Origin of the sequence: Phenylobacterium sp. (genome assembly GCF_046463815.1) — a bacterium.
Classification (GTDB): Bacteria; Pseudomonadota; Alphaproteobacteria; order Caulobacterales; family Caulobacteraceae; genus Phenylobacterium.
On sequence record NZ_JBKBRO010000026.1, the window covers coordinates 31,558 to 55,330 of the forward strand.

The 23,773-nt window shown below is 70.8% G+C and carries 18 protein-coding genes and 1 pseudogene; 9 read left to right on the top strand and 10 right to left on the bottom strand.

From position 1 onward, the window contains the following. Positions 1-155 precede the first annotated feature (155 nt). Positions 156-896 carry a sulfotransferase family protein gene (locus ACK4TT_RS16165; protein ID WP_410213412.1) on the top strand — a complete coding sequence of 247 codons (741 nt, stop codon included), beginning with the start codon at positions 156-158 and terminating at the stop codon, positions 894-896. 70 nt (positions 897-966) lie between these two features. After that, on the top strand, positions 967-1,956 hold the full coding sequence (locus tag ACK4TT_RS16170) for a M23 family metallopeptidase (protein WP_410213413.1): 990 nt from the start codon (positions 967-969) through the stop codon (positions 1,954-1,956). Positions 1,957-2,257: 301 nt separating this feature from the next. Here the strand turns inward: ACK4TT_RS16170 and ACK4TT_RS16175 are convergent, their stop codons facing one another. The 3 genes from ACK4TT_RS16175 to ACK4TT_RS16185 all read right to left on the bottom strand — a co-directional run bounded on the left by ACK4TT_RS16175 (position 2,258) and on the right by ACK4TT_RS16185 (position 7,158). Then, positions 2,258-3,847, bottom strand: coding sequence for a calcium-binding protein (locus ACK4TT_RS16175; protein ID WP_410213414.1), 1,590 nt, complete (start codon positions 3,845-3,847; stop codon positions 2,258-2,260). Positions 3,848-4,060: 213 nt separating this feature from the next. After that, the gene (locus ACK4TT_RS16180; protein WP_409638104.1) at positions 4,061-5,434 is read right to left on the bottom strand and encodes an HlyD family type I secretion periplasmic adaptor subunit; all 1,374 of its coding nucleotides are present in this window, start codon (positions 5,432-5,434) and stop codon (positions 4,061-4,063) included. Next, positions 5,431-7,158, bottom strand: coding sequence for a type I secretion system permease/ATPase (locus ACK4TT_RS16185; RefSeq protein WP_409638100.1), 1,728 nt, complete (start codon positions 7,156-7,158; stop codon positions 5,431-5,433). Before ACK4TT_RS16185 ends, ACK4TT_RS16180 begins: the two co-directional genes overlap by 4 nt. Positions 7,159-7,364: 206 nt before the next feature. On the opposite strand from ACK4TT_RS16185, the gene ACK4TT_RS16190 reads away from it, so the two are divergent. Beyond that, positions 7,365-8,174, top strand: coding sequence for a DUF6270 domain-containing protein (locus ACK4TT_RS16190; protein WP_409638097.1), 810 nt, complete (start codon positions 7,365-7,367; stop codon positions 8,172-8,174). 1,086 nt (positions 8,175-9,260) lie between these two features. Here ACK4TT_RS16190 and ACK4TT_RS16195 read toward each other — a convergent pair. The 3 genes from ACK4TT_RS16195 to ACK4TT_RS16205 are packed head-to-tail and all read right to left on the bottom strand — an operon-like array spanning position 9,261 to position 14,004. Continuing rightward, on the bottom strand, positions 9,261-10,421 hold the full coding sequence (locus ACK4TT_RS16195; RefSeq protein ID WP_410213415.1) for a hypothetical protein: 1,161 nt from the start codon (positions 10,419-10,421) through the stop codon (positions 9,261-9,263). Beyond that, entirely contained in the window at positions 10,418-12,034 is a 1,617-nt protein-coding gene (locus ACK4TT_RS16200) for a hypothetical protein (protein ID WP_409638090.1), read from the bottom strand. The genes ACK4TT_RS16195 and ACK4TT_RS16200 overlap by 4 nt, the downstream gene beginning before the upstream one ends. After that, entirely contained in the window at positions 12,031-14,004 is a 1,974-nt protein-coding gene (locus ACK4TT_RS16205; RefSeq protein ID WP_409638088.1) for a hypothetical protein, read from the bottom strand. The genes ACK4TT_RS16200 and ACK4TT_RS16205 overlap by 4 nt, the downstream gene beginning before the upstream one ends. Positions 14,005-14,141: 137 nt before the next feature. Here ACK4TT_RS16205 and ACK4TT_RS16210 point away from each other — a divergent pair, with 137 nt between their 5' ends. Both ACK4TT_RS16210 and ACK4TT_RS16215 read left to right on the top strand, forming a co-directional pair. After that, positions 14,142-15,197 carry a sulfotransferase family protein gene (locus ACK4TT_RS16210; RefSeq protein WP_410213416.1) on the top strand — a complete coding sequence of 352 codons (1,056 nt, stop codon included), beginning with the start codon at positions 14,142-14,144 and terminating at the stop codon, positions 15,195-15,197. Between the two features lie 5 nt (positions 15,198-15,202). Continuing rightward, complete coding sequence (locus ACK4TT_RS16215) at positions 15,203-15,955, top strand: class I SAM-dependent methyltransferase (RefSeq protein ID WP_409638082.1); 753 nt, start codon at positions 15,203-15,205, stop codon at positions 15,953-15,955. Here ACK4TT_RS16215 and ACK4TT_RS16220 read toward each other — a convergent pair. The 3 genes from ACK4TT_RS16220 to ACK4TT_RS16230 are packed head-to-tail and all read right to left on the bottom strand — an operon-like array spanning position 15,936 to position 18,757. Next, entirely contained in the window at positions 15,936-17,330 is a 1,395-nt protein-coding gene (locus tag ACK4TT_RS16220) for a hypothetical protein (protein WP_410213417.1), read from the bottom strand. The genes ACK4TT_RS16215 and ACK4TT_RS16220 overlap by 20 nt on opposite strands. 6 nt (positions 17,331-17,336) lie before the next feature. After that, a complete protein-coding gene (locus ACK4TT_RS16225) occupies positions 17,337-17,696 on the bottom strand; it encodes a hypothetical protein (protein WP_409638074.1) in 360 nt (119 codons plus the stop codon). Continuing rightward, a complete protein-coding gene (locus ACK4TT_RS16230) occupies positions 17,693-18,757 on the bottom strand; it encodes a glycosyltransferase family 2 protein (protein ID WP_409638071.1) in 1,065 nt (354 codons plus the stop codon). Before ACK4TT_RS16230 ends, ACK4TT_RS16225 begins: the two co-directional genes overlap by 4 nt. A gap of 124 nt (positions 18,758-18,881) precedes the next feature. On the opposite strand from ACK4TT_RS16230, the gene ACK4TT_RS16235 reads away from it, so the two are divergent. From ACK4TT_RS16235 to ACK4TT_RS16250, 4 genes are read left to right on the top strand one after another with little or no spacing between them, the layout of a single operon-like run. Then, positions 18,882-19,718, top strand: coding sequence for an ABC transporter permease (locus tag ACK4TT_RS16235; RefSeq protein ID WP_410213418.1), 837 nt, complete (start codon positions 18,882-18,884; stop codon positions 19,716-19,718). After that, a complete protein-coding gene (locus ACK4TT_RS16240) occupies positions 19,715-20,464 on the top strand; it encodes an ABC transporter ATP-binding protein (RefSeq protein ID WP_409638065.1) in 750 nt (249 codons plus the stop codon). The genes ACK4TT_RS16235 and ACK4TT_RS16240 overlap by 4 nt, the downstream gene beginning before the upstream one ends. A gap of 36 nt (positions 20,465-20,500) precedes the next feature. Further along, positions 20,501-22,156, top strand: a complete 1,656-nt coding sequence (locus ACK4TT_RS16245; protein ID WP_409638062.1) for a hypothetical protein — start codon at positions 20,501-20,503, stop codon at positions 22,154-22,156. Then, positions 22,153-23,349, top strand: a complete 1,197-nt coding sequence (locus ACK4TT_RS16250) for a glycosyltransferase family 4 protein (RefSeq protein WP_409638059.1) — start codon at positions 22,153-22,155, stop codon at positions 23,347-23,349. Before ACK4TT_RS16245 ends, ACK4TT_RS16250 begins: the two co-directional genes overlap by 4 nt. A gap of 109 nt (positions 23,350-23,458) precedes the next feature. Here the strand turns inward: ACK4TT_RS16250 and ACK4TT_RS16255 are convergent. Continuing rightward, positions 23,459-23,773: pseudogene (locus ACK4TT_RS16255) on the bottom strand (glycosyl transferase family 1); the annotation flags it as partial.

Sequence of the window (23,773 nt, forward strand, 5' to 3'; positions counted from 1 at the left end):
ATACCTTCATGCGCCGCCCCCGATGAGGACCCCGAGGCGCGCGTCGTCCCCTCTTAGCTGCTAAGGGCTGGACCGGGCTAGTGACCACGCTGTGCGGCTGGACATTGCCGCGTCGAACGCCGATGACGGGGCGCCAGAAGCGCCCTGGAGACCCCGTGACCACGGACTTCCGCGTCAACTTCCTCGTCATCGGCGTCCAGAAGGCGGGCACGACCGCGCTCCACGACTACCTGCGCGAGCACCCGGATGTCGCCCTGCCCGACGTCAAGGAAGTCCATTATTTTGACGATGAATCCCAGGACTGGAACCGCCCCGACCACTCCGCCTACCATCGCAGGTTCGCCGGCCCCGACCGCCCCGCCCGCGGCGAGGTCACGCCAATCTACGTCTACTGGCCGAACAGCCTGGAACGCATCCGCCGGTACAATCCGGACATGCGCCTGGTCCTCATCCTGCGCGACCCCGTCGAGCGCGCCTGGTCGCACTGGCGGATGGAGCGGGGCCGCGGAGTGGAGACCCATGATTTCTCCTGGTGCATCCGGGAGGGACGGGCGCGGCTTCAGGCGGCCGACCCGCCGGGCTTCCACCGGGAGTTCTCCTACGTCGAGCGGGGCTTCTACGGTCGACAGGTGGAGCGCCTGTTCGGACTGTTCCCACGCGAGCAGGTCCTGATCCTCACCTCCGGCGACCTGGACGCCGATCCGGCCGGCGTGATGGCGCGCCTCAGCCGTTTCCTCGGGGTCGGAAACCCGCCGCCGCTGGCGCCACGGCGCGCGCATGTGGGCGCCGCGATCGAGGGCGCGCGGCTTCTGCCGGCCGACGTGGAACACTTGCGCGGACTCTATCGCGAAGACGACCGGAAGCTGCGGGAGCTGACGGGCGTCTCTTTCGCCTGACGCCGACTGCCGAACGCGCCACATTTGGGACCCGGCCTGGGGTTCAGATGCGGCAGGACAGGAGATCGCCATGCGCATGGCTCCAGCCGCCGCCCTCCTTCTCGCGGTCGGCGCCCCGGCCCTGGCCCAGGTTCAGCCGGCCGCCCCGCGGCTCGCCCTGCCCATCGCCTGCGCGATTGGGAGGACCTGCGAGGTACAGAACTACGTGGACCGGGATCCGGGCCCGGGAGCCCGGGATTATCGTTGCGGAGGTCGAACCTACGATGGCCACAAGGGCGTCGACCTGCGGATTCCGGACATGGCGGCGCAGCGGCGCGGCGTCGATGTGTTGGCCGCGGCGCCCGGACGGGTCGCCCGGCTGCGGGACGGAGAGCCGGACATCTCCATCCGGGCCCCGGGGGCTCCCACGGTCGCCGGCAAGGAGTGCGGCAACGCCGTGGTCATCGACCACGGCGGCGGCTGGGAAACCCAGTACTGCCACCTTGCGCGGGGCAGCATACGGGTCGCGGTCGGGCAGACGGTGTCGACCGGCCAGCCTGTCGGACAGGTCGGCCTGTCAGGGGCCACGGAGTTTCCCCACCTGCATTTCCAGGTGCGGGGCCAGGGGCGGATCGTGGATCCGTTCGGGTCCGCCGCCGGCGGACAGTGCGGGCTGGCCGCCGCAGCGCCACTGTGGACCGCGGCCGCGGGGAAAACGCTGGCCTACAGGGCGGGGGCTTTACTGAACGCCGGGTTCGCCGACGCGCCTGTGGAGATGGGCGGGCTGGAAGAGGGCCGGGTCACCCCCCCGACTGCCCGCTCGGCGATGCTGGTCGTCTACGGGCGGGCGATCGGACTACAGAAGGGCGACGTCCTGGAGCTGGCGCTGGCGGCGCCTGACGGCAGGGTCCTGGCGCAAAGGCGGCTCGCGCCCCTGGACCGCGACAAGGCCCAGTACATGGCGTACGTCGGGAAAACGCGATCCGGCGCGGCCTGGCCTCGCGGCCTCTACCGGGCTCAGGTCCGGGTCCGCCGGGCCGACCGCGTCGTCCTTCAGAAGGACTTCGCCGCGCGGCTTTGACCGCCATGGCGCAGCTAACCGAGACGTGATCGGCGCCCGGCTTTCGCCGGTCCGCGTGTTCGGCTACATTTTCGTGTCAGCCTAGCTCTCCATGGCTGTGTCGCTTTAGCCGGGCGGCGGATCGCAAGATTCGCCGCCCGGTCTTTATCCACACCACGTCGTTTGACGCACAAAGGCCGCCCCCATGGCGAGGGCGGCCTTTTGTCTGCGCCGGGCCAGGGCCTGATCTCGCAAGACCCGACCCCAAAAGAAAAGGGGCCGCCCGAAGGCGGCCCCCGAAGCTGTCCAGCTTTGACGCTGGTTAGGCCAGGAAGTTGGCCGACGAGATGTCAGCCAGCGACTTGCCGACCAGGACCACCGCGTCGTCCGCCGTACCGTTGTTGTCGCTCGAGTCGAAGAACACGACGACGTCCGAACCCACCTGGACCGCGACGTAGTTGATGGTGCCGGCGCTGATATAAGCGTCAGCCGCCGCCTTGGCGTCGTCGTAGGTGGCCGCGGTCGTCTCCACGTAGTTGGTGGTCGTACCGGCCGCCAGGCCGAACCTGATCTTGTCGCTGGATTCCCAGTCGCGGATCTGATCGATGTTGCCCGCCGTGACGCCGGAGTCGCCCGAGATGAAGACGAAGGTGTCAGCGCCCGAGCCGCCGGACAGGATGTCCTTGCCGGCGCCGCCGTTGATGACGTCGTTTCCGCCACCCGTGTTGATCGTGTCGCCGCCGGCGGCGCCGACCACGGAGTCCGCACCCGCACCGGTGGTGATCGAGTCGGCGCCCGTGCCGCCCGTGACGGTGTTGTCACCGTCGCCAGCGTTCACCGTGTTGGCGCCGTCACCGGTCGTGATCGTATCATTGCCGGAGCCGGCGATGATGCTGTCGTTGCCGGTGCCGGAGGAGATGGTGTTGTCGCCGTCGCCGCCGTTGATCGTGTCGGCGCCGTCGCCCGACGTGATCGAGTCGTTGCCGGCTTCGCCGTACAGCGTGTCGTTGCCGGCGCCCGACGTGATCGTGTCGTCGCCGAGGTTGCCGTTGAGGGTCACGTCGGCCGCGACGTTCGCGGTGATCTCGTCAGCGCCCTGACCACCGAGGATCAGGTGCTTGAAGTCGCCCACGGCGGTGATCGTGTCGTTGCCGGCGTTGCCGAACAGCGACACAGCGGCGGTGCCGGTCACGCTGATCGTGTCGGCGCCGTTGCCGCCGGAGATGGTGGGAGCGCCCGACGCCGCGGTGAGCGAGTCGTTGCCGTCCTCGCCGTTGATGGTGTCGTTGCCGCCGCCGCCAACGATCGTGTCGTTGCCGAGGTTGCCGTAGAGCAGATCGGCCGCGGCCGCGCCCGTGATGCTGTCGTCGCCCTGACCGCCGTACAGCCAGACGGTCGCGGTGGCGCCCGCCGCCCCGATGGTGTCGTTGCCCGCGTTGCCGTGGGCGAAGAAGCCGCCGGCGCCCAGGTCGAGGCTGTCGTTGCCCTGACCGCCGTACAGGGTGTCGGCGCCCGCCTCGCCGCTCAGGGTGTCATTGCCGGCGTTGCCGTGCAGCAGGTCGGCGCCAGAACCGCCCAGAAGGCTGTCGTCGCCGTTGCCGCCGAAGATGCCGTCCGCGAAGGCGGTGTTGAGCGAAGACCCGACGGAGTCGTTCCCGGTGGTCCCGACGTACAGGTTCGAACCGTCGTTGAAGGTCGTGAAATCGCGGTTCGAAACGGCGTCGATCGCGAAGGTGAACGACTTGCCGCCCGAGGAGATGGTCACCGTAGCCACCGACGTCGCGGTCGCAGGGTTGTAGGTGACGTTGGCGCCCGACGCGGTGCCGCTCAGGAAGACGAGGTGATCGCTGGTCGTGTTGCTGAACTTGTCAGCATCCGCCTGCGTCATGTTGTCGAAAATGTAAGTAGCCATAAGTCTCTCCAGTCTGTGTCACACGGACCCCCGGAACGCCCGACCCCCATCTCCCCGATGAGGCAATCCCGGCGGTCCATTACCCCAAGCGCCATAGCGCGGCTGCGGCGTAGGTTAGACGAGCCCAAGCCGAGACGTATCGGAACCCTGCCAATTACGCAACACCAAAAAGGGCTTGCGGAACGGCCGCCCGACATTGTTGCAAGGGCGCCGCTACTCCTCGCGGAACGCGTCGCGCAGGACGTCGCTGATCGGCGAAACCAGGAAGCCCATCACCGTCCGTTCCCCGGTCACGACCTGCACCGTCGCCGGCATGCCGGGGGTCAGTTCGACGCCCCGTTTCAGCTTGGTCAGCTCCTGGGTCGGCACCTTCAGGTCGGCGCGATAGAACGTCTTGCCGGTCTGCTTGTCGACGATGGCGTCGGCCGAGACGACCTGCACCGTCGCGGCGAGGTCGGGATTGAACCGCGGGTTCAGTCCCGTCAGCCGCACCCGGGCCTTCATGCCCGGACGGACCTGCTCGACATCCTTCGGCTGGATCATGGCCGTAACGACGAAGGGCGAGTTCGACGGCACGATGTCCATCAGCACCTCGCCGCTTCCGACGACGCCGCCCACCGTGAACTGGGTCAGGTTGAAGACGTAGCCGTCCACGGGAGAGCGGATCACGGTGGCGGCCAGGTTCTGGCGGGCGGTGGTCAGCCGCGGCACCACGTCGGCGAGTCGCGTCTGGCTGTCGCGAAGCCCCTCGGCGGCCTGGGTTTCCCGCTCGTTCCGCAGCGAGGCGAGCTGCAGGCGGGTCTCCCCCATCTGCTGGCGGATTCGGGCGATGTCGGCGCTGAGCTGCCCCTTGCGCCCGCCCAGATCGGCCAGGCTCCGCTCGTAACGCAGGATCAGCGTCTTGGGCGCGTAGCCCTGCTCGTTGAGCTTCCGATAGCCCGAGAGCTCCTCCTCCGTGAGGCGGCGCTGCTCGTCGATGGAGGCGACCTGGGCCTGCAGCCCCTGGACCTGGGTCTCGAGCTGCTCGATGCGCTGGGAAAGCACGGCCGCCTGGCTCTGGAAGAGCTGCAGGCGCGTGCTGAACAGGAACTCCTGGTCACGAATCAGGGCCGCGACCCGCGGATCGCTCGCCCGCGCGGTGATCTCGGGCGGCATGACGAGGCTGGTGCGGCCCGTCGCCTCGGCGCTGAACCGGGCCGCCTGGGTGAGCAGGGTGTCGTACTGGTTCTGGAACACGTCGAACGCGGCGCGCGCCTCGACGTCGTTGAAGATCAGCAGCGGCTGGTTGGCCCGGACGGCCTGGCCTTCGCGGACGAGGATCTGGCGGACGGTGCCGCCTTCGCGGCTGCGCAGCGTCTTGCGGTTGGCCTCGACCCGCACCTCGGCGGGCGCGGTGATGCCGGTGCTGAGCGGCGTGACCGAAGCCCAGGCCCCGAGGCCGATGACGAAGGCCCCGATGACGCCCGCGCCGACGAACATCGGCCGCCGGAGCCGTCGTTCGAGCGCCGGATCGAGCGGCGCGTCGTCGTCGCCATTGAAGGTCGGCGGCACATAGGTGGAGCGGACCGGGGTCAGATCCAGTTTCATCGACCCGCCTCCACGGCGCGGACCTCGGCCGGCTTCACGAGCCGGGCCATGACCTGGTCGCGTGGCCCGAACATCTCGACCCGCCCCTCGCGGAGCACCAGCATCTTGTCCGCCGCGCGGAACATACTGGGCTTGTGGGAGATGATCACCACCGTCGAACCTCGGGCCTTGAGGGTGTCGATCGCCCGCATGAGGGCGTCCTCGCCCTCCGCATCGAGACTGGCGTTCGGTTCGTCGAGAACCACGAACGCGGGATGGCCCAGCACGGCGCGCGCCAGGCCGACCCGTTGGCGCTGGCCGACCGACAGCACCGCGCCGCCGTCGCCAACGTCGGTGTCATAGCCTTTGGGCAGCCGCAGGATCATCTCGTGCACGCCGGCGAGTTGGGCGGCTTCGACGACCTCCTGGTCGGACACGTCCTCGCGGAACCGGGCGATGTTGTCCCGCACCGTGCCCGAGAACAGTTCCGTGTCCTGCGGCAGGTACCCCACGTGACGGCCGAAGTCGGCGCGATCCCAGGTGTAGACGTCCGCGCCGTCGAGCCGGACGATGCCCTGCAGCGGCCGCCAGATTCCCATGAGCAGGCGGGCCAGCGTGGACTTGCCGGCTCCGGACGGGCCGATCACGCCGACCACCTCGCCGGGCTCCACCGGGAAACTGACCCCGGCCAGCACCAGCTTGGGCGCGCCGGGCGGCGCGAAGTTCACGTTCTCGACGGAGAGCTTCCCCGTGGGCCGCGGAAGGCTGGTGGCCAGCGCCTGGGGCTCGGCCTTGGTCAGCAGCGTCTGCAGGCGGTCGTGCGCCCGGGCCATGTTGTTCAGCGGCTCCCAGCTCCCGACGATCTTCTCGATCGGCGCGAGGGCCCGGCTCGCCAGGATCATGTTGGCGAACAGCATGCCGGAATGGATCTTGCCCTTCAGGATGAGGAAGGCGCCGGTCGCGATGATCAGCACCTGCACCCCCATCCGGACCGTCTTGATGAGATCGGTGTAGGCGTTGGAATACTCCGAGGCCGTAGCGCCCCGCTCGATGGTCACCGCGCGGTGCCGCGCCCAGGCCGCGCCCAGCGTCGGCAGCATGCCCATGGCCCGCACGACCTCGCCGTTGCGCAAAGCGGAATCGGTGAAGGCGTAGCTCTTGATCGCGGCGTCGTTGGCTTCCTTCATGGGCTGCTGCATGGCCCGGGTCTGGGCGACGGCCAGGACGAGCAGCAGGATGCCCCCGATCAGGGTGATCAGGCCGACCAGCGGATCGACGATGAACAGGACGATGACGAAGATCGGAATCCAGGGGACGTCGAACAGCGCCGCGGCGCCCACGCCGGTGAAGGTCTGGCGGAACAGATCAAGGTCCCGAAGGGCCTGCGCCCGCGCGCTGGGCTCGCCGCGGACGACGGCGTCGAACAGGCTGTAGAATATCCGGCCCGACACCCGCTGATCCAGCGCCACGCCGTAGTTGATCAGAATCCGGGCGCGGAAGTCGTCGATCAAGCCCGAGATCGCGAAGACGAAGACCGTGACGAGGGTCAGCATCCAGAGCGTCGCCTGGTTCTGGCTGACCATCACCCGCCCGTAGATCTGGTAGGTGTAGAGCGGCAGGGCCATGTAGAGGAGGTTCGAGACCAGGCTGAACAGGAAGGCGACCGCGGCCGCCTTCTTCCCGTCGCGCAAGGCCCGGGTCAGCACGGTGTCCGGCGGATTCGTGAGGAACGTGAAGAATCTCATGGTGCGCGGAACCGTTCCGTCATGGCCTGCGGCCGGTTAAACACTCTGGCCCAAGATTGGTGTGAACGCGACGCCCTGACCGTCGCTCGTCCGTCTCTGCGCCCCGCAGTCCTGCGCGGGCGGCTAGTTGCTCAGGGTGGGCGGGGTTGTCAATGCCGCTCGACACGGCATGACTTCGTATCGCGCGGTTGCAACCAGGAGCTTCGATGCCACGAATCGCCATCATCGGCAGCTGCATCACGCGTGACCTTTGGCCCGTCCGGGGGGATGAGGCCCGTGACCTCGCCTACATCTCCCGGACCAGTCTTCCAAGCCTCCTCTCGGCCCCCGTTTCGGATTTTCACCCGGCGCGGGAGCCGCCTGCCCCTCTACGGCGCCACCAGCACAACGCGCTTGTCGCCGATCTGCGGAAGACGGCGCTCGACCGGCTCGTGGCGTTTCGCCCCACCCACCTGATCGTCGACTTCATCGACGAGCGATTCGACCTCCTGTGCGCCGGCGACGCGGTCGTCACCGAGAGCTGGGAGTTCGAAGCCAGCGGCTATGGGCGCCAGGCGGCGTTCGCGCACGCCCGCCGGATCCCACGCCTGTCAGCCGCCTGCGATCGGCTGTGGAGCGAGGCCGCGGCGGAGTTCGCCGCCCTCATCCGCGGCACGCCGCTTCGGGAGGCGCAACTCATCCTGCACGTCTCGCGATGGGCTGAGGAGATCCGCACGCGGACCGGCCGCCGGCAGCCCCTGCGCGACGTGGAGGTCCTGGAGGGCCGGCCCGCAGACATCGCCGAGCACAACGCCCTGCTCGCGGCCTACGAGGCCCGTTTCGAGGCTCTGGCGCCGCCCATGACACGCATCGACGCTGGCGCGCTCCGGCTAGCCGACGAGACCCACCAATGGGGCGTCAGCCCCTTCCATTTCACGCCGGAATACTACGCCGAGGTGTGGCGGCAGCTCGAAGACCTGGGCGTGCCGCGACCGGTCAGCGTCCCCGACGCCGGGCCCAGTGCTCCAGCGGCGTGATCCCGTCGCGCACGAGGTCGGGACGGGAAGCGATGTAGGCGGCGGACGGGAACCCCGGCCGAGGCTCGGCGATGGCCCACGCGCCGCCCTGCAGATAGTCGACGACCGGATTGACGCCGGAGGGGAGGGCGTCGCCCCGGGCCTCCAGATAGTGCGGCACGTCGAACCACGGGCCGGGACTGCGCCCCTCGGCCGCGCCTGACGCGAGAAAGTGGGTCAACGGGTCGATGTCGAGCGCCGCCACGTCGGGGTTGCGCTCCAGATACCAGCCCACGTCGAACAGGGGATGCGGCGAGACACCCTCGCGCCAGCCGCGGGTCAGGTAGTGCGTCAGGAAGGGCTGGCCTTCGACATCGGGACCGGCGTGGTGGGCGTACCAGGCGGGATCGAACAGCGGGTGCGGCGACAGACCCTGGCCCCACCCTTCCCGCAGATAGTGCTCGGCCGGGCTCTCCCCCGGAGCCGGCGCAGGCCCCTGGGCCAGGTAATGGGCCACGTCGAACAGGGGGTGGGGGCTGAGTCCCCGCGCGCCGCCCGCCCGCCGGTAGTGCTCAAGAGGGGTGAGGCCGGTCGCGGCGAGTTCCGCGGCGTTCTCCCGTCGATACCAGGCGGCGTCGAACAGAGGGTGCGGGCTGCGGTCCTCGAACCCGCCTGAAACCAGGTAGTGCACCAGCGGCGCGACGCCGGCGGCCGCCACATCGCCGTTGGCGGCGAGATACCAGGCCTGATCGAAGAACGCCTCGGGCGCGACGGCTGGATTGGCGCGCCGCCGCGCATAGGCCGCCATGTGGCGCAGGTCGAAGACCGCGCGGCCCGTGCCGCGCCAGAGGCCGCTGCGAGCGATGACCGCCGCCTGGCCCAGCGAACCGAGCCGCGCCAGCAGCTTCTCAAGCGCCCTGCCCGACCGGCCGAGCCGGCGCATGCGGAACGCGCGAGCCCGGCGGACATAGGCGTCGAGCGCCCCCGCTCGCAGGCGCGCCCCGAGATCCGCCCTCGCCGCGAGCGCTTCGTTGAGCGCCGTGGTGAGTTCGGTGCGCGTAAGCGCCTCCCGAATCTGCGCGTCGTGCACGGCGCGCTTCAGGCCGCTCAGCTTGGCGGCGGCGGCGCGCATCTTCTCGACCACCCGGAAGACGGGCTCGTCGGCGAGGGCCAGCGGCGCCTCGACCTGGCCGGCCGGCGGCGCCGCCGGGCGGCGCCGGCGCCGGCCGGGGCGGGCCCGGCGCAAGGGCCTTCGAGCTCCAGCCATTCGCGGAAGCTGCCCTGGCCGGTGCGGTACGGATCGGGATAGGCCGCCTGCAGGTCGCCCCGCTGGCGGTAAAGGACCCGTTCGGCCTTCTGGATCGGCGTCCCGTCGTCGTAGGTCCCGAAGGCCCACCACCGCTCGGGGATGGCGGGATCGGTGGCCGCCGCCACCTGGCGCTTGTACCAGGCCCAGATCTCGTAGACCGGGAAGTTCCGGCCGGCGTAGCGCTTGGTCATGGTGTCGCCCAGCGGCCCCAGCTTGGTGAAGTGCCAGAAGCGCAGGGGCGAGCCGTTGACGGTGATCCGGCCGTCCTTCTCCACCGCCACCGTCCGGGTGCTGAGATTCCAGCTCGCCACGTTGTAGCCGGGATCGCGGATGACCTTCACGTTGTCGAACAGGGCCGGCACGTGGTCGCACCAGCGCTGGTCCACGAACAGGCCGTTGGGCATGTCGTCATAGCAGAACGACAGCAGGCGGTCGTTCCACCACTTGGCGAAGCGCGCGCCCTCGCCCTTCGTGCGGATCGCCACGAAGCCCAGGTTGAAGATCCCCGTGCGCGAGGCCGACAGATCGTTGTCGAGGATGGCGGCGAGATCGTCGTTGGGGTCGATCAGGTGGGGCGTGAGCAGGATGTCGTGGGTCTTCAACCACTCGACCAACGGATCGAGGCCGCCCAGCAGGGCGGTGTCGGGATCGAGGTAGATGACCGCGTCCGCGCCGGACGCGCAGGCCTGATGGATGAAGGGGCCCTTCACCGCCGTGCAGACCTCGACCACGTCATGCTTGAAGAGCCAGCCCTTGAAGTCCGGGATGCCGAGGTCGCTGGCCCAGACGACGCGGTCGAACGGCTCGGATGCCGGGTCGAAGGCGAAACCCTCGGGGGGTTCGTCGGTGATCAGCGCCACCAGCTCCCAGTCGGGATGGAAGCGCCGCAGGGTCTGATAGAGCACCCGCGCCCGGTTGAGGTACGAGAAGGTGAAGCTCGAATAGCAGAGGACTTTCATGCGGGGCGCGTTTCTCGCAGGAGGTCGACGGTCAGCGCGCTGAACTCCAGGTCATGGAGCATCGGCCGGCGGCGCGCGCGGGAGAGCGCCGTGATATCGCCGCTCTCGAAGGCCCGCGCCAGGGCCGTTTCGTCCGCGAGGACCAGCCCGTGGCCGCCGTCGCGGACGAAGGCCGCGACATTGCCGCTGTCCGGGCCGGTGAGCAGGGCGCAGCCGGCGGCCACCGCCTCGTAGGCGATGAACGAGAACGTCTCGCGGCACAGCGGCCAGACCAGGACGGCGTCGGCCTGCGCGGCCTCCAGCGCCCGCTGCATCGCGAGCGGATCGCCGGGCCGGACGGCGGCCTCGATGAAGCGGACCGGCAGGTCGGGGACGCTGCGCGCGCCCAGGTGCAGGAACTCGTAGCGCGGGTCGTCCGCGTGCTTCTGGACGAGGTCGCGGAAGACCGGCCAGCCCTTGTGCGGCACGGGCAGGCCCGCATAGGCCAGCCGGAACGGCCGGTCCGCCGGAACCTCCGGCGCGGGGCCGCGCGCCTTGAGCCGGGCGTGCGGATGGACGATCGCGCCCGCCGCCGGGAAATCCCAGGCGCCCTGCCACAGGTCCAGCGTCGCCTGCGAGGGGGAGACGACGGTCAGCTTCAGGCGGCGGAACAGGCGCTCATGCTCGGCGAGGTGCCGGCCGCGCCAGGACCCGTAGGCGCAGATCCCGCAGGCGGCGCTGTCCGGCGGCGGGGCGGCGCAGTCCTCCACGTCGTCCCGCAGGAGGTGGTAGCCCGCGCACAGGCTCGCGAAGTCGTGCAGCCAGAAGAAGCCTTCCGTTAGGCCCACGGCCGCCAGGATGTCGGCCGTCTCGTCGGCGGCGTGGCCGAGCAGGCTGTGGATGGCGAAGCTGCGGCCGTCCGCGGGGCCGGCGGCGGCGGACCTGAGCGCGCCGGCCACCGTCTCGCCGGTGAAGGCGCCCACCGCCACGCCGTTCCAGACGACGCCGAGCGGGGCGGACTCGCCCGCCTCCCGGACCACCGGCCAGGGCGCTGCGGGATGGATGTGCAGGTGGTCGCGGCCGAGTTCCGCCAGCCGGGCCGCTTCCCTCTGGAGACCGGCCTGGACCCCGCCCAGGTTGGCGGAATAGTCGTCGTGGCTGAACGTCACGTGCAGCTCGCGCAGGCCCCCGCGGGACCGGGCCAGCGCCGCGTCGAGGACGGCCCGCCCCTGGGTCGCGACCCGGGCGCGCATCGCCTGGGCCACCCGCTTCTCCACGGGAGTCAGCCGCGCGATGATATCGTAGCGGAATCCGAGGTCGGGCCGGGGCGCCCGACTCTCGGCGGCGCCGGACTTCAGGAAGTGGACGAACGGATTGACGCCGGCCTTGGCCACGTCCGGGTATTCGTTGAGGTACTCGCGGATCGAGAACCGGGGATTGGGATCCCGGCCTTCCTTCCAGCCGAAGGCCAGGAAATGGGCCAGGGGCTCGACGCCGGCCTCGGCGATGTCCGGATAGGCCCGCAGGTACCAGGCCGCGTCGAACTCGGCCGCGACGATCTCGCGGTCGGGGTCCAGCCGGCGCAGGCCGCCCAGCAGCCGGTGCTTCAAGGCGTCGGGAATCCAGGCTCTCATTCCGCGGCGCCCCGGAACGCCAGATCGGCCGTCATGCCGCTGTACCTCAACTCGTGCAGGCGGGCCGCCCGGCGGGCGCGCGCCAGCTTCCGCACGGCGCCGGTTTCGAAGGCGCGGGCGAGCGCGACCTCGTCGTCCAGCACCAGTCCAAGTCCCGTCTCGGCGACGAACGCCGCCACGTTGCCGCTGTCCGGGCCAGTGATCACCGCCGCGCCCGCCGCCGCTGCTTCATAAGCTGTGAACGAGAACGTCTCCCGGCATAGCGGCCAGATGAGGGCGACGTCGACCTCCAGGGCTTCCAGGGCCGCCTGCATGGCGCGCGGTTCGGCCTCGCTGACCACCGCCTTGTGGAAGGCGACCGGCGCGGAAGGATCGGCCCGCCCCCCCAGGTGCAGGAACTCATAGCGGCGGTCGTCCGCGAACCTGTCGGCCAGGGCGCGGAAGATGGGCCACCCCTTCAGCGCCACCGGCATGCCGACATAGGCGACCCTCAAGGGTTTGCGCGTCGTCCTCGCGGGGGCGGGGCCGCGGTCGACCAGTTCGGCATGCGGCAGCACGACGGCGTCCCTGACCGGCAGGCCGGTGCTGGCCCGCCAGAAGTTCAGGGTGGTTTCGGATGGCGCCACGACCGTCAGCGAAAGGCGGTGGAAAAGGCGGCGATGGGCGTCCAGGTGGCGCTTGCGGAACGGGCCGTAGGCGCAGATCCCGCAGGCGGCGCTGTCCGGCGGCGGGGCCGCGCAGTCCTCGACGTCGTCCCGCAGCAGGTGGTAACCGGCGCAAAGGCTCGCGAAGTCGTGCAGCCAGAAGAAGCCCGCCTTCAGGCCAAGGGCGCGCAGGAGCTTCGCGGTCTCGTCCGGGCAGTGGCCGAGCAGGCTGTGGATGGCGAAGCTGCGGCGCCCGGGCGCGACCGCCCCCGCCGCCCGGGCGAGCGCCGTCCGCACCGTCGCCGGCGAATAGAGGCCCAGCCGGCGCCCGTTCAGCAGCACGCCCATCGGGCCGGGCTCGTCGGCCGTCCGCACCATAGGCCACGGCTTGGCCGGGTAGATGTGCAGGTGATCGACCCCCAGTTCCGTGAAGCGCGCGCTTTCGCGGCGGAGGCAGAGCTGCATCCCGCCGTAGTTGGCGGTCGGATCGTCATGGCTGAAGGTGACGTGCAGGTCGGACAGCCGCGCGCCCGTCAGCGCGATGGCCCTGCCGAGCTCCGCCGCCGGCGCGGCCTGGACGCTGGCCGAGGCGCCGGCCGCCCGGGCGAGCCTGGCCGCCACCGGCTCCATCCCGGCGATCAGATCATAGCGGAAGCCGAGGTCGTGGCGGGCGATGCGGCCTTCGGCCCGGCCGGCCATCAGGTAGTGGACGAAGGGGTTGATCCCCGCCTGGGCGATATCCGGATAGGTCTCGAGGTAGTCGCGGATCGAGAACCGGGGGTTGGGGTCGCGCCCCTCCTTCCAGCCGGCGACGAGGAAGTGCTGCAGCGGGTCGGTCCCGGCCGCGGCGATGTCCGGATGTGCGGCCAGATAATACGCGGCGTCGAACTCCGCGGCGACCAGCGCCCGTTCCGCCGCGAAGTCGCGGCCGGACGCCAGCATGGCCCCGGGCGCCCGGGGCGGCCGCTGAGCCGCCGTGAGGAACGGCTCGACGGTCCAGCGTCCCGGCGTCCAGCCCACCCGTTCGAGATAGTTCGCCGCCAGCCGCGAGGGCCGGACGTCGCGCCCCTCGCGGCGGCCGCGGCTCAGGAAGTGGAAGAAGGGCTCCACGCCCGAGGCGCGGACATCCTCGTTGGCGTCCAGATAGGCCGCCGCGGAGAACCAGTGGACCGGATCGCGGCCCTCCCGCCAGCCCACCCGCACATAGTGGCCGAGCGCGTCGCTCCGGGGGTCCGCGAGGTCGAGATACACCGTCCGGTAGAAATCCGGATCGAACGCCGTGGAGATCACCCTATGGACTTCGTCAGCTTGGGCCAGGACGGCCATCGGGGTCTGGTTCCTGCAGCGGCGGCGCGGGTTGGTGTGCAACAGAAGCCGGTGGCGATCAACCGCCCCCGGAGCTTGCCGCGACCCGCGGGCGCCCGTAGAGCCTTGGCGTTCCCCCGCGCTGCCGGACGTGAAGGATGAGCCCGACCGAAGTCCACGACCGAAAGCCGCTTGAAAAGGCCGATGGGCGCGTCGCCTACGTCGTGCTGGGCATGCACCGCTCGGGCACCTCGGCGGTCACCCAGCTGCTGTCCCTGGCCGGCCCCGAGTTGCCGGCCAACGTCATGCCGGGCGACGAATACAACCAGAAGGGCTATTTCGAGCCCTGGAAGGTCGCCCTGCTCAACGACGAGCGGCTGCGGGCCGCGGGCTCGGCCTGGGACGACGCCTTCGCCTATCCGTTCCGCCCGCTCGCGCCGGCCGAGGACGAAGCCTGGGTCCAGCGGGCCTCGGCCCTGTTCCTGGAGGAGTACGGCGGGGTCCAGTGGCCGCTGCTAAAGGACCCGCGCGTCACCGTGCTGCTGCCCTTGTGGCGTCAGGTGTTCGACCGGCTGCCCGTCCGGCCCCGCTGCGTGATCCCGGTGCGCCACCCGCTGGCCGTCGCCGGCTCGCTGAGCCGCCGCGACCGCTTCCCGCCGGAAAAGTCAGTGCTGATCTGGACCGCCTACATGCTGGCCGCCGAGGCCTACACGCGCGACCTGCCCCGGGCGTTCGTGGGCTATGACGCCCTGCTCGCCGACTGGCGCGGCGAGGTCTCCCGCATCGAGGCGGCCCACGCCGCTCCCCTGCCGCGGCTGACCGCGGCCGCCGCGCGGCGGATCGACAAGGCGCTGAGCCCCGACCTGCGCCACAACGCCGGCGAGGGCGACCTGCGGGACCTCGGCTGGGCCGGCGCGCTGGCCGCCAAGGTGCTGGAATGGTTCGAGGGCGCGGCCCAGGACGAGCCGCCCTCGCGCCGCCTTCTGGACGAGGCGGCGGCCGAACTGGCCCGCCGCGCGGCCGACATGGCCCCCCTGGTCTCCCCCGTGGCCCGCGATCTCGACGTGGCCCGCACGGGCGCGCTGGAGGCCGGCCGGCGCATCGAGATCCTGGAGGGAGAACTGAAGGCCGAACACGCCCTCCTCGAAGGCTACCGCAAGGCCATGTTCGAGCTGGAAGCCGAACTGGACGCGATCCTCACCGAGGAGACCTGAGCGCCATGAGGTCCGCCGCCGGTCCAGCCGAGGCCCTGCTGGCCCGATATCCCAAGACCCGGCCGCCGCTGCCGCCGAAGATCGCCGAGATCTACGCGCGCCAGTACGCCGAGAACCGCGCCGGCGAGACGACGGCGGCGTCGCTGTCCCAGCGGCTGGAACGGTGGATGCACCGGCAGGTGGCCGCCGACGCTTCGCCCGCCAAGGCGACGCTGGAGCTGGGCGCGGGCAACCTGAACCAGCTTCCATTCGAACCCGAAGGCGGCGCCTACGACGTCGTGGAACCCTTCGCCGAACTGTTCGAAGGCTCGCCCCGCCTGGCGCGCGTGCGGCGGGTGTACGCGGACGTGGCCGAGGTTCCGGAGGGCGCCCGCTACGACCGCATCATCAGCGTGGCCTGCCTGGAGCACATCTGCGACCTGCCCGTGGCGCTGGCCCGCTCCGCGAGGCTGCTTGCCCCCGAGGGCGTCTTCCGGGCGGCGATCCCCAGCGAGGGCGGCCTTCTGTGGAAACTGGGCTGGTCGCTGACCACGGGCCTGGAATTCCGCCTGCGCCACGGCCTCGACTACGGCCTGCTGATGGCCCACGAGCACGTCAACGACGCCGGGGAGATCGAGGCCCTCGTACGCGCCCTGTTCGCCGAGGTGACGGTGAGGAGCTTCGGGATCGGCCGCCAGCTCTCGCTCTACCGGTTCATCGAGGCGCGGGCGCCGCGGCTTGACGTGGCCGACGGCTGGCTCAGGCGTTTCGCCGGCTGAGGCCCGACCTCGCCCCCGGCCTGAGCCTGGGATCGAGGGCGACGTAGGCCAGCCCCGTGATCGCCGCGAGGTCCAGGAAGTAGAGGTAGCGGTAGTCGCAGGCCAGCGAGATCGCATAGAAGCTCGCCGCGAACGCCAGCGCCGACAACATCAGCCCGGCCATGGCGACGTCGGCCGGATCGCGCCGAACCAGCAGGAAGCCGGCCACCAGCGCCGCCACGACGGCGTAGGTCAGGTGCGAATAGCCCGGCGTGTCCAGCCACCAGGTCGTGTAGTTCCATAGGCGGGCGTCGTTCAGGTCCTGCCGCTCCTTGAGGCCAAGCTTCACCATCAGGTCGGGCGGGCCGCCGACCCCCAGGTGGACCGGCAGGCACTGGTCGATGTCGGGAGTCAGGAACACCCATCGGAAGATTTCGAGCCGACGGCCGGCGTAGCCCAGCGGATCCTCGGAGATGGTCTGAAACCACTGGCGACCGATCGTCTTGGTCTTGAAGCTGACCAGCGCCTTGCCCAGCGTCTTGGAGCCCAGCAGCGCGTCCACCCGGGTGGGCGAGTAGTACTTCGGCGCTTCGCCCCTGAGATCGGCCGCCGCCTTGGGATTGGCCGCCTCCAGGACGCGCAGCGGACGGCCGGGGTCTGCGGCCAGGGCGGCGGCGAGGTCGTAGCCCTGCAGCAGGCGCAGGCCGACGTCGCGGTTCACGCCCGGCGGGTCCTTAACGGGGGTCGCGGCGTTCAGCACGGACGCGAGCGCCAGGGGGATGACGAACCCCGCCGCGCCCCAGGCCAGCGCCTTGCGCCAGCCGCCCCTCCGCGCGGTCCAGGCTAGGACCATTGCGCACATGACCACGGTGAGCGCCCCGTTCTGGCGAAGCAGGGTCGCCATGGCCAGGAGCAGGAAGGCCAGCGCCAGCAGGGCCAGGCGGACCCGGACCGCGTCCCAGCGCTTCGCCGCCCAGGCGAGCGCCACGAAGCCCGCGATGGCGAAGTCGGCGAACAGCACGTCCTTCCACAGGATCGCCTGGTAGATGATCACCTGGGGCGCCGAGATCAGCGCCAGGAGCACGAGCGGTCCCGCCCAGGAGACCTTGGCCCTCAGGCCCGACATGGCGGCCCAGGCCCCGACCAGCAGCAGCGGGACGACGGCCAGATAGGCCGCCGAGCCGGCCGCGATGCGATCGAAGAAGGCCAGGATCGCGCTGAAGATCGGCGGGCCGAACACGATCCGCACGCCCGAGCGGCCCTCGGCCAGGGAGATGACCGTGTCCACCGACATGTGGCCGGGGAAGTTCAGCTTCACGATCAGGACATAGGCCGCGACGGCGACGGCCAGCCAGGCGAAGGGCGGCGCCAGGCGGATCAGGCTTCGGGCGGTCATGGGTCGTCAGCTTCCCTGGCTCTGGATCACCGCCAGGCCGGCCAGCATCAGCAGGTAGCCGGCGGCCATGCGCCACCCCAGCGGCTCCTTGAAGAGCAGCCAGGCGACCACTGGAATGAGGCCCGTACCGGCGAGCGCGAACGGATAGGCGCGCGACAGCGGCACGCGGGTCAGAATGTAGAACCAGAAGATCGCGGTCAGGCCGTACCAGGCGAGCGCCGCGATCAGCGGTCCGTTGGTGATCAGGCGGTTCAGCAGCGGTCCGGTCTGGCGTTCCTGGTAGACGGCGGCCCACTTGAACATCGCCTGGCCCACCGGCAGGGCCAGCGAGAAGCCGGCGCAGAGCAGCATCTCGCGAGGAGTCACGCGCGGGCCTCGCCATCCAGGCGGCGCACGGCGCGCAGATAGGGGTGGATCGGACGGCTGGGCACGTTCAGCACGTCGAAGTTCATGGCCTGCAGCAGGAGTTGGGCTCCCAGGATGATCGGCAGGGCCGCCATCATGACCACGCCGGCCGAGGCGGCCTGGCCGGGAACCCGATGGGCGATGTAGCTCAGGGCGTAGCCCACGCCGAACAGCACGGAGAGGGCGCCGAACATCAGTTCCAGGCTGGCGGCGTTGAAGTCCCGCACGAAGTACTGGCCGATCACCCGCTGGGCGAAGTTGCGCAGATGCTTCAGTGCGAAGGGCCCGATGATCCGCCCGATGCGGATATTGCTGACCTCGTCGGCGTACCGCGCCGGCATCGGCACGTCGCGCACCACGGCCCTGAGCGTGCCCAGGTGATAGAGCAGGTCCGTCTCAAAGAAGAACCGCTTCGAGACCCGCTTCTCAAGCACGAGCGTCGCCACATGAGCCTCGATGGCGGTGTAGCCGTTCGTCGGGTCGAAGATGTTCCAGTAGCCCGTGGACACCTTGGCCGCGAAGCTCAGCACCGCGTTCCCGAACACCCGGATGCCGGGCATGGTCCGCAGGTGGCTGATCGAGGTGAACCGGTTGCCCTTGGCGTAGTCGGCCTCGCCGAGCAGGATCGGGGCCACCAGATAGGCGCAATGGTCCAGGTCCATCTGGTCGTCGCCGTCGACCTTGACCAGCACCCGGCCGCCCCGGCGCACAGCCTCGCGATAGCCGGCGAGCGTGGCGCCGCCAACCCCCTGATTCTCGGGCAGCCGGACCACCACCACGCGGGGATCGGTGTTCCGGGCCTCGATGAAGTCGCCGGAGCCGTCCGGGCAGGCGTCGTCCACGCAGACGATCCCCTCGACCCAAGGCGGGGCCTTGGCGATGACGTTCAGGATGTGCGCGGTGACCTTGAAGCAGGGCACGACCAGCCACACCCCCGCGCCCTCGAGGCTCAGGCCCTGCGGCGCGGCCGATCCCAGCGGGGACGGCGGCAGGTCGCGGGCGATCGTGTCGATCGAGGTCATGAGGTCAGCGCGGCTTCCGGCCGCCCGGCTAGCATGGAAGTCGCCAGGCGTGCAAAGCGCCAGGCGCTCGCCTTGCGCGGCCGGCGCCCGCCTGATACCTCCGCGCCTTCTCTCGGGAGAAGTGATGGCTCAGGCTGCCCACATGCTGCGGACCGGCCAACGCGGCGGTCTGTTCCAGCTCCAGATGGCGTTCAGGGACCTCAAGGGGTCGGGCCAGCGGCTGGGCCTGGCCTGGTCGCTCGCCTGGCACGACATCGTCTCGCGCTACCGCGGCTCCATCCTGGGGCCCTTCTGGATCACCCTTTCCATGGGCCTGATGGTCCTGGGGATCGGCTTCCTCTACGCCAACCTCTTCAAGATCCCGCTGAACGAGTTCCTGCCCTTCGTGGCCCTGGGCATCGTCTTCTTCGGCGTGATGACGGGGGTCATCAACGAAGGCTGCGACACCTTCGTCCAGGCCAAGGGGATGCTGTCGCAGACCAGCCTGCCGATGTTCACCTTCGTCTGGCGCACCGTGCTCCGGAACCTCATCAGCCTGGCCCACCACCTGGTGATTGTCCTCGCCGTCCTCACCGTCTACGGCTACTGGGCGCGGGCCGACGTCCCTCAGGCGCTCGTGGGCCTCGTCCTGATGATCGTCAACGTGAGCTGGGCCAGCATGCTCGCCGGCATCGCCTCGGCCCGCTTCCGGGACATCCCACAGATCGTCGCCTCGATCATGCAGTTCGCCATCTTCATGACCCCGGTGTTCTGGACACCGAACCGGTTCTCGGGCCAGCACATGGCCATCCTGCACGCCAATCCGTTCTACCATCTGCTGGACGCCGTCCGGGCGCCGTTGCTGGGACAGGCCGTGGCGCACCAGAGCTACCTCGTCCTCGTGCTGATGGCCCTGGGCGGCTGGACCCTGACCTTCGCGCTCTTCGCCCGCACCCGCCGCCGGATCGTGCACTACCTATGAGCCATCCCGTCTCGATCACCTGCACCGGGCTGACGATCCGTTTCCCCGTCTATGGCGTCGACGCCAAGTCGCTGAAGAAATCGCTCGCGCGCACGCTGTCGGTGGGCGGCAAGCTGGGCCGTCACTTCGGTTCGACCGACGTGACCGCCCTGCAGGACCTGAACCTGGAGCTCAAGGCCGGCGACCGCCTGGGCCTGATCGGCCACAACGGCTCGGGCAAGACCACCCTCCTGCGGGCGCTTTCCGGCGCCTACGAGCCCGACGAGGGCTCCATCGACGTCTACGGTCGGATCGCCGCCCTGCTCGACCTGGGGCTCGGCATCGACCTTTCGGCCACCGGCTACGACAACATCCGCCTCCGCGGCCGGATCGCCGGCCTGTCGGCCAAGGAGATCGAGGCCCGGCTGCCCGAGATCGCCGAGTTCACGGGCCTGGGCGCCTTCCTCGCCATGCCGGTGAAGACCTATTCCGCAGGCATGCAGGCCAGGCTCGCCTTCGCAGCGGCCACGGCCGTCGAGTGCGACGTGCTGCTGATGGACGAGTGGATCGCGGTGGGCGACGCGGAGTTCCAGAAGCTGGCCCACAAGCGCCTGCTGAGCCTGGTCGAACGCGCCGGCATACTGGTGCTCGCCACCCACGACGTCGACCTCCTGCGCCTATACTGCAACAAGGTCATGCGCCTGGAGGCGGGCGTGGCCTCGGAGGTCACCGACATCCGCCGGCTCGACGAGCTTCTGGCGGCCTGAGAGGGCGCCTGTTAGACCTGCCCAGGGAAGCCGGGCTTGGACGTCATCTTCACCATCGTCTCGCGGAACTACGCGGCCCAGGCGGCGACGCTCATGCGCAGCCTGGGCTCGGCCGAGCCCGACGCGCGCCGGGTGGTCGTGGCCGCCGACGGGCCGATTCCGGAGCTCGGGCCCCTTGCCGAGGTGATTCCCGCCGCCGACCTCGGCGCCCCGGTCCGCGACATGAGCGTCTATTACGAGGCGCTGGAACTCAACACGGCGGTGAAGCCGTTCGTGCTGCGCAGCCTGCTGGCGCAACCGGGCGTGGACTCGGTCACCTACCTCGATCCCGACATCTTCGTGTTCCGGCCGCTTGATGCGGTGCGCGCGGGCCTGGCCGAAGGTCCCGTCTGCCTGACGCCCCACCTGACGCGACCGCTCACCACCCCGGGCCAGCCCTCGAACGCCGAGATCGCCGCCTCCGGGACCTACAACCTGGGCTTCCTGAGCGTCCGGCGCGATCCGGACGCGGCCCGCCTGCTCGACTGGTGGGCCGAGCGCTGCCGCTTCGACTGCCGGGTCGATCCCCAGGCCGGGATCTTCACCGACCAGAAATGGATGGAACAGGCGCCGGCTTTCGTTCCAGGCGCCGTGATCCTGACGGACCCCGGCCTCAACCTCGCCTACTGGAACCTGGAGGGGCGGAAGCTCTCGCGGGGGGCTGACGGCTGGCGGGTGGACGGCGGCCCGCTGACCTTCTTCCACTTCTCGGGCTTCGATCCCGACCGGCCGCTCACCCTCTCCAAGCACCAGAACCGGCTCGCGGTGGAGCGGGGTTCGGCCCTGGCCGACCTGCTGGCGGACTACGCGCGCGCGCTGAAGGCCAACGGCCATGCCGAGGCGCGGGCGCGCGGCTACGCCTTCGACCGCTTCGCCTCGGGCCGCCGCGTGACGCCCGCCATGCGCCGCGCCGCCCTGGACGCGGCCCGGTCGGGGGAGAGCTTCCCCGATGGCCTCGGCCCGGCCACCGAGGCCTGGATGGACGCCGAAGCGCCCGACGCGCCGGGCCTGACCCGGGTCCAGGCGGCCGTCGCCCGCGAGCGTCCCGCCGCAGCCTACGCCTGGTGGTTCATTCCCAACGTCGAAGCCCTGGGCGCCGACCACGCGTCGGCCGAGGCGGCGCTGCGCCTGGACGGGCCCGCAGATCCGGCCCGGCGCTACGCTGGCGACGAGCTTCTGGCCTGGCGGATCGGCCCGGAGGCCGTGGCCGGCCGGTCCGATACGCGCGCCCTGTCCGACCCAGACATCGAACGCCTGCTGGCCAGCCCCGCGATCCTCGCCCACGCCGCCGAGCTCGCCGAGACGGACGCCCGTCCCACGGACCTGCGCCGCGCCCTCTTCGCCGCCTTCGGCCTGCCGCACCGGGCGGGATGGCCCGACCGGCTCAAGGCCCCGCTCCAGGCTCCGCACCTCGCCCCCGCCGCCGGCCTGCCCCGGCCGTTCACGCGCCTCTTCAGGGACATCTGGGACAGCCGCGCCGACCTGCAGCGGCTCTACCCGCTGGGCGGCTTCATGGGACGGCTGCGCTATCTGCGCTGGCTGGTCGCCGGGGGCTTCGCCGAATACGGTCTGCCGCTGGACGCCTTGCCGCCCAGCGTGCGGAATCATCCGCTGATGCGTCTCGCCGGCCTCGGTCTGCGGGGGCGCGGGTGAGCCTGCGGGGCGCCCAGGGACTCTGGAAGCGGGTGCTGCCGCCTGGCGCGCGCGCCGCCGCCGCGCCGCTGGCCGGCCAGGCCGTGCGGGCGTTCGTCCACGCCGCCGGCCGCGCGCCCGCCCCCCCGGCGAGCGGTCCCCTGCCGATCAAGGTCGTGGGCTTGCTGGACTCCAGCCACGGGATCGGCGCCTCGGCCCGCCTGGCGATCCGCGCCCTGGAGAGCCTCGGCGCCTGGGTCGAGCCGGTGCACCTGGCCCTGGGCCTGGACTGGCGCGCACGCCTGCCGGAGCCGACGCCGGCGGCGGCCTGGATCTTCCACCTCAATCCGCCGGAAATGCCCAACGCCCTGGCGGCGCTCGGCCCCCGCCGGGTGCTGGGTCCCCGTTACGGGGTCTGGGCCTGGGAGCTGCCCGAGGCGCCGCCGTCGTGGCGGACGGACGCGCGGCTGGTGGACGAGGTCTGGGCGCCCAGCCGCTACACGGCCGAGGCGTTCTCGCGGATGGACCGGCCCGTCCGGGTGGTTCCGCACCCGCTGTTCCCGGAGGATTACGCAGGGATCGAGCCGGCGCCGAAGACGGCCGAGTTCCGCGCCGTGGCGCTGTTCGACTTCAATTCCTCGGCGGCCCGGAAGAACCCGGAGGGCGCCATCGAGGCCTTCCGCCGGGCGTTCGGCGACGATCCGGCGTGCGAGCTGGTCATCAAGACCCAGAACGGGTCGGCTCATCCCCAGGCCCTGGCCGCGCTGCGGGCCCGCGCGGGCGGCGCCATCCGGATCGTCGACGAGTCCTGGCCCTATGCCCAGGTGAAGCGGCTGATCGCCGGGGCCGAGGTGCTCATCTCGCTGCACCGGGCGGAGGGCTTCGGCCTCGTCATGGCCGAGGCTATGGCCCTTGGCGTGCCCGTGGTGGCCACCGCGGCCACCGGCAATCTCGACTTCATGGACGAGACGTGCGGCTTGCTGATTCCGGCCGGCTCCGTGGCGGTCGACGATCCGCAGGGCGTCTATCGGGGCCAGACCTGGGCCGAGCCCGACCTCGGCGCGGCGGCCGAGGCTCTGATGCGCCTGCGCGCCCAGCCGGGCCTGCGCGCCTCCCTGGCCGAGGCGGGTCGCAGGCGCGTGGCCGAACGCCTGTCGCCCGAGGCCTGGCTCTCCACCCTGCCCCAAGGCGTCCAGGAAGCCGCCAAGGCATAGGACGCCCGCTGGCAGCTCCGCGCGGGCGCGCAGGCCCGAGCCGCAGCGCGACGGCGCCTGGTGAGCTGGTTGCCCGCGAAACCGTCCGCCGGCGTGGCTGGATGCGGCCTTAGGTCAGCCAGTCGACAAAGCCGTGCTTCGCCATCCAGCCCAGGGCGAGTTCGAGGCCTCTGCGCTGGGCGCTGGGAAAGGCCAGCAGGATTTCGCGGACGGTCATGGCGCCGTTGGCCGCCAGGAGATCGAGCGCCTGGGCGCAGGCCTCTGGCCGCGCCCTCAGCCCGGCGTATGCCCGGTCGAGCTCGACCGACTCGGTGCGCAGGACGTCCTCGCCCGTGACGCCGGGGACCGCCGTGAGCCGCGTCTCGGCGTCGAGAACCTGGGTGGCGAAATGGGCGAAGTCGCGGAAGGGATCGCCGCTGACGGG

What these genes read in the sequence shown, in the direction of transcription:
- ACK4TT_RS16205 (WP_409638088.1), bottom strand. Translation starts at nt 14,004, where the DNA reads ATGGCCGTCCTGGCCCAAGCTGACGAAGTCCATAGGGTGATCTCCACG.
- ACK4TT_RS16215 (WP_409638082.1), top strand. Translation starts at nt 15,203, where the DNA reads ATGAGGTCCGCCGCCGGTCCAGCCGAGGCCCTGCTGGCCCGATATCCC.
- ACK4TT_RS16180 (WP_409638104.1), bottom strand. Translation starts at nt 5,434, where the DNA reads ATGAAACTGGATCTGACCCCGGTCCGCTCCACCTATGTGCCGCCGACC.
- ACK4TT_RS16220 (WP_410213417.1), bottom strand. Translation starts at nt 17,330, where the DNA reads ATGACCGCCCGAAGCCTGATCCGCCTGGCGCCGCCCTTCGCCTGGCTG.
- ACK4TT_RS16195 (WP_410213415.1), bottom strand. Translation starts at nt 10,421, where the DNA reads ATGAAAGTCCTCTGCTATTCGAGCTTCACCTTCTCGTACCTCAACCGG.
- ACK4TT_RS16190 (WP_409638097.1), top strand. Translation starts at nt 7,365, where the DNA reads ATGCCACGAATCGCCATCATCGGCAGCTGCATCACGCGTGACCTTTGG.
- ACK4TT_RS16235 (WP_410213418.1), top strand. Translation starts at nt 18,882, where the DNA reads ATGGCTCAGGCTGCCCACATGCTGCGGACCGGCCAACGCGGCGGTCTG.
- ACK4TT_RS16240 (WP_409638065.1), top strand. Translation starts at nt 19,715, where the DNA reads ATGAGCCATCCCGTCTCGATCACCTGCACCGGGCTGACGATCCGTTTC.
- ACK4TT_RS16175 (WP_410213414.1), bottom strand. Translation starts at nt 3,847, where the DNA reads ATGGCTACTTACATTTTCGACAACATGACGCAGGCGGATGCTGACAAG.
- ACK4TT_RS16185 (WP_409638100.1), bottom strand. Translation starts at nt 7,158, where the DNA reads ATGAGATTCTTCACGTTCCTCACGAATCCGCCGGACACCGTGCTGACC.
- ACK4TT_RS16210 (WP_410213416.1), top strand. Translation starts at nt 14,142, where the DNA reads ATGAGCCCGACCGAAGTCCACGACCGAAAGCCGCTTGAAAAGGCCGAT.
- ACK4TT_RS16170 (WP_410213413.1), top strand. Translation starts at nt 967, where the DNA reads ATGCGCATGGCTCCAGCCGCCGCCCTCCTTCTCGCGGTCGGCGCCCCG.
- ACK4TT_RS16230 (WP_409638071.1), bottom strand. Translation starts at nt 18,757, where the DNA reads ATGACCTCGATCGACACGATCGCCCGCGACCTGCCGCCGTCCCCGCTG.
- ACK4TT_RS16200 (WP_409638090.1), bottom strand. Translation starts at nt 12,034, where the DNA reads ATGAGAGCCTGGATTCCCGACGCCTTGAAGCACCGGCTGCTGGGCGGC.